The following is a 4,904-nucleotide window of genomic DNA, read 5'->3' on the forward strand; positions in this document are numbered from 1 at the left end:
CATCACTCAATACTATCTGAATGCTTTATACTCTCCGCAAACATGTATTTCAGGTGATGGTATGGATGCAGAACAATTTTCACAGTTAGTGGCGCAAATCAAAATAGGTAAACAGCTACCAGAGGCTATCTACTTACATAAGGATGCATTCAGTGCCTTACCAACAACACTGAGCAAGTTTATTCTGGCCGTCGCCAAAGCGCTTAATCTACCTGATGAACAGTGGGATCTAGTCAAACTGTTTAAAAGGGAGTTCCGTTTATCTTTACTGCATTACCCTGATTTTTATAGCGATTCCTATCCAGCACTTAAACAGAGCCTTAACGTCAACCTCTCTAAGTTAAGTCATAAGCTCACCTGCTATAACGACTCGGATAACCCGCCGATCTTACATCGCAAAGAAACGATGACTTTACCTGAAAGCGAATACTACTCTCACTTTGTTAGCCTTACGCAGGAAGGCGAAAATGCCGGTTTGTATGAAAACACTCGCATTATTGGCTTTAAACGATCATGGGAAAATGTAATCGCTCGTCATGGTTATCAGCTCGTTGATGGCCGTCTGTTTCGCTGCTCTGCACTAACAGCTAAGAATGAGATCGGGATTGATCGTCACAAAACAGCACTTGTCCGTCATGAGCTCTCTGCCCCAATGAAAAGTTTAGCTAAACACGGCTACCTTTCTGGTAATTATTCAATTTTTGATTATGGTTGTGGACGAGGTGACGATTTAAGAGAATTAGAAGCCCATGGATTAGATGCACTAGGCTGGGACCCAAACTTTAGACCAGACGTTGAACAAGTATCCTCAGATATCGTCAATCTGGGCTTTGTCTTAAATGTCATTGAAGATCAAGATGAAAGATTGGAAGCCTTACTTGGGGCTTGGGAGTTAACAGAAAGGCTCCTGATTGTGGCTGTAATGCTAGCGAACGAGACTTATATCAATCAGTTCAAACCATACAAAGATGGAGTTATTACCTCACGTAACACCTTCCAAAAATACTACGCACAGTCAGAAATTAAAACTTATCTTGAACGAAGCCTTCAGGAAGAAGCGATCGCTATCGCACCGGGTATCTTTTACCTCTTTAAAGATAAACTAGAAGAACAGCGCTACTTACAAAGTAAATACCAACGTCATCATCAATGGCAGCAGCTCACCTCACCACAGCCAATGGAAGCAAAAGACAAAGCAAAACTGATCATCGCCCAGCATCAAGTTCTGTTCGATAATTTTTGGAATACTTGCCTAGAGCTTGGTCGGATACCTGCAAACGATGAGTTTGCAGCAAGTGAACAGGTCCGCAGCCTCATTGGCTCACATAAGAAAACCTTTGCTCTGATCGGTGACATGTTTGATACCCAAGCATTTAAACAAGCAGAAAGACGACGTAAGGAAGACCTTTTACTTTATTTTTCAATGGGATTATTTGAAAAGCGCAAACCCTACACACAACAACCTGAAAACTTGAAAAGAGATATCAAAGCGCTTTTTGGCGATTACAACACCGCAATTAACCTAGCAACTGAGCTATTATTCGCCATAGCTGATAAGCCTCTCATTCAAGCACAATGCGAAAAAGCTCACCAACTGTTGCCTGCTAGTGTGTTAAACCCCGATCACTCACTAATCTTCCATAAATCATGGTTAGATGAGTTACCGTTACTGCTTAGAGTTTATGTAGGCGCGGGGTTACAAATGTACGGTGAATTGGATGAATCTATCGACCTGATTAAAATTCATATTCGCTCTGGGAAATTGACACTAACGTGCTATGACAACTTTGACAATTCCGTGCCCTACTTAGTGGAGCGAATAAAGATTAAAATGGCCGAGCAAGATATTGATTTTTTTGACTACGTTGATGGAAAAAATCGCCCACCGTTGTTAAACAAACATCTATTTCTACCGATCACGCACACAGACTACAAGAAACAGCTTAGTTTTGATAAACGATTAGCCAAGCTGATGGGAATTGAAATAGACAAAGAGGTGCAACTGACCAGCCATGAATTTCTGTCATTGTTGATTCAAAATCACAAACAGATCAGCGGCCATAGCTTAACGTCACTTAACTATCATACTAAATGACATAAAGATGATTTCTATCGATAGAAATCATCTTTATTTCACTGTAAAATCACCGCCTTTGACATACTAAGTCACATGCATGCTCAAAATTTCATTTTCAAACTATTAAAAACTGCCAGTTTGTTATATTTTTAACATACCAAATTTAAAAAATGACAAACCGGAGGCGCTATGCAACATCAAGATTCAGGCTACTGCTACTCATTTCCAGCAGTTAGAGGTATTCAAGCTGGTCGCCCTTTTTATATCGCGACTTGTCCACTAAGAATCATCCCGAAAATTTTCAGTTATAACGAAGATGATGTGCCACCGGAGCTTAGAGCTCAACGGACACTCAACAAAAGTCGTATACCTGAGATGGTGAAATATTTACTCGATAATCCTAAAGATTATGTATTCTCTGCACTGACAGCCTCTGTGGGTATCGACATTTCGTTTGAAGATCATGACGGTGCGCCAAATTTAGGTATTTTGAAAATACCAATGGACGCACAAATACTGATCAATGATGGACAGCACCGTCGCAAAGCAATTGAAGAAGCGCTACGTGAAAATCCGGATTTAGGCCAAGACAATATTCCCGTTTTGTTTTTCGTTGACGAAGGCTTACAGCGTAGCCAGCAAATGTTCGCCGATTTAAATAAATACGCGGTCAAGCCGAGTCCATCTCTCGGGGTACTTTATGATTTGAGAGACGAAAGTTCTGATCTTGCTAGACGGCTTGCCAGCAAGAGCTTGCCGTTTATTGGATTTACAGAAATGGAAAAATCTAATATCAGCCCAAAATCCAACAAGCTCTTTACCTTAAGTAGCATCAAGCAAGCGACACGAGCACTGCTTGGTAAAGGTGCAAAAGATGTTTTCAATGAACAGGAAAAACAACTCGCTGAAGTTTTTTGGCAAACAGTTGCCGAAAATATGCCTGATTGGCAAATGGTTTTAACTAAACAAGTTTCACCTGCACAGCTAAGACAAGAATATATTCATGCTCATGGCGTAGGTCTCCACGCTATTGGAGTAATGGGTAAGTATTTGCTCTGTGATGAGCCTGACAACTGGCAAGATAAACTCAAATTATTAAGAAATGTCAATTGGTTGAAAACCAATCCTGAATGGATTCAACGCAGCATGAATCTAGGCAAAGTGAGTAAATCGACCCACAATATTTTGCTCACTGCAAATTTCCTAAAGACAAGCCTAGGTCTTCCACTCACGCCTGAAGAAAAAGCTCTAGAGAAGCAGTTATCATGATACACGAGCTAAAATTAGCTGAAGATCTTCCTGAAGAATATCAAGATTTTATTAACTTAGAAGACTTCGCCAATCACAAATTAAGTCACTTTGTTGCCGATGTGCAACGCGTCTACTGTGCAGACAAAAGGCCATGGGTTATAGGTTACAGCGGTGGTAAAGATTCGTCCGCAGTCATGTCCCTTGTCTATATGGCACTGCTAGGCTTGGATGAGAAAGACCGCCAAAAACCTGTTTTTGTCGTTTCGTCAGATACATTAGTAGAAACTCCAGTCGTCGTTAATCACATTAAAGACTCATTAGACGCTATAGCAACAGGTGCAAAACGTGACAATTTGCCGATAACTTGCCATAAAGTCGTACCATTAGCTGACCAAACATTTTGGACTAGCCTTCTTGGCAAAGGCTACCCTGCGCCAACTCGCTCGTTTCGCTGGTGTACTGAGCGGATGAAAATTGACCCTGTCAGTGATTTTATCAAATCAAAAGTATCCCAATTTGATGAGGTGATCGTCGTATTAGGCTCTCGAAGCCAAGAAAGCGCCTCGCGCGCACAGGTTATTGCCAAACATAAAATCGATGGATCTCGCCTAGCGAGACATACCACTCTATCGAATGCTTTTATTTATACGCCTATCGATACTTGGGCTGTCGATGATGTTTGGAAGATACTGCGACTATGCCACCTAGAGACTAAGCAGACTCCGTATGGTCAAAAAAATATTTGGATAGATAAGTACGACCTTGAATGGGAAAACCCGTGGGGCAGTAAAAATTTGACGCTTTGGAATCTGTATAAAGATTCTTCAGGGCAAGGTGAATGTCCAATGGTGATTGATGAAACCACACCATCTTGTGGTAATTCACGATTTGGTTGCTGGACGTGTACCGTAGTAACAAAAGATCGTGCCATGGAAAGCCTTATCCAGAATGGTGAAGAGTGGATGTCTCCTCTTCTTGAATTCCGTAACAAATTGGCAATGACAACCGATCCCGCGAATAAAGCAGAATATCGTAACCACAAACGTAGGACGGGAAAAGTCAGTTACCAATATGCCAAAGAAGGCGAAGATATTGCCACCGAACGCAAACATGTTCCGGGGCCTTATTGGCTGAAATACCGTAGACAATGGCTACGTGAATTACTCGAATTAGATAATAAGTTTAAAGCCGAAGGCCGTGAAATCGAGTTAATTACCGCTCCTGAGTTACATGCCATTCGCCAAGAATGGATCCACGATCCAAACGAGCCTGATTGGAATGACTCATTACCCGCCATGTTTAAAGAAGTGTATGGATTCGATCTTGACTGGATATATGACGATAACGCAAGCTTCGGGAAAGATGATGCTCAGTTAATTCATGAATTATCTGAAGATTTTGATATTACACCAGAACTGGTGATGAAGCTCATCGAGCTTGAGATCGCTACCGAAGGATTAAGTCGAAGAAATGGTATATCCAACAAAATAGCGACTTTATTGAAGCAAGATTGGGGAAGCTTAGAAGAAATCAAACAAAAACGCGCAGAGCTGCAAAGTAAAGCTGAGTTTGATAT

General features: G+C 41.3%; 3 protein-coding genes. All 3 read left to right on the forward strand.

Annotated elements, in window-relative coordinates; genetic code table 11:
- Window positions 1-61: 61 nt before the first annotated feature.
- Window positions 62-2,095, forward strand: a complete 2,034-nt coding sequence (locus AACQ17_RS06505; protein ID WP_094147236.1) for a DNA phosphorothioation-associated putative methyltransferase — start codon at window positions 62-64, stop codon at window positions 2,093-2,095.
- 171 nt (window positions 2,096-2,266) lie between these two features.
- The gene (gene dndB / locus AACQ17_RS06510) at window positions 2,267-3,346 is read left to right on the forward strand and encodes a DNA sulfur modification protein DndB (RefSeq protein WP_094147719.1); all 1,080 of its coding nucleotides are present in this window, start codon (window positions 2,267-2,269) and stop codon (window positions 3,344-3,346) included.
- A partial coding sequence (locus tag AACQ17_RS06515) for a DNA phosphorothioation system sulfurtransferase DndC (RefSeq protein ID WP_094167541.1) occupies window positions 3,343-4,904 on the forward strand: 1,562 nt, incomplete at its 3' end. The genes dndB and AACQ17_RS06515, both read left to right, overlap by 4 nt.

The organism is Vibrio sp. V10_P2A27P122 (genome assembly GCF_963874335.1).
GTDB classification, from domain to species: domain Bacteria; phylum Pseudomonadota; class Gammaproteobacteria; order Enterobacterales; family Vibrionaceae; genus Vibrio; species Vibrio anguillarum.

Coding starts and splice junctions, on each gene's coding strand:
- dndB (WP_094147719.1), top strand. CDS start 2,267: ATGCAACATCAAGATTCAGGCTACTGCTACTCATTTCCAGCAGTTAGA.
- AACQ17_RS06505 (WP_094147236.1), top strand. CDS start 62: ATGGATGCAGAACAATTTTCACAGTTAGTGGCGCAAATCAAAATAGGT.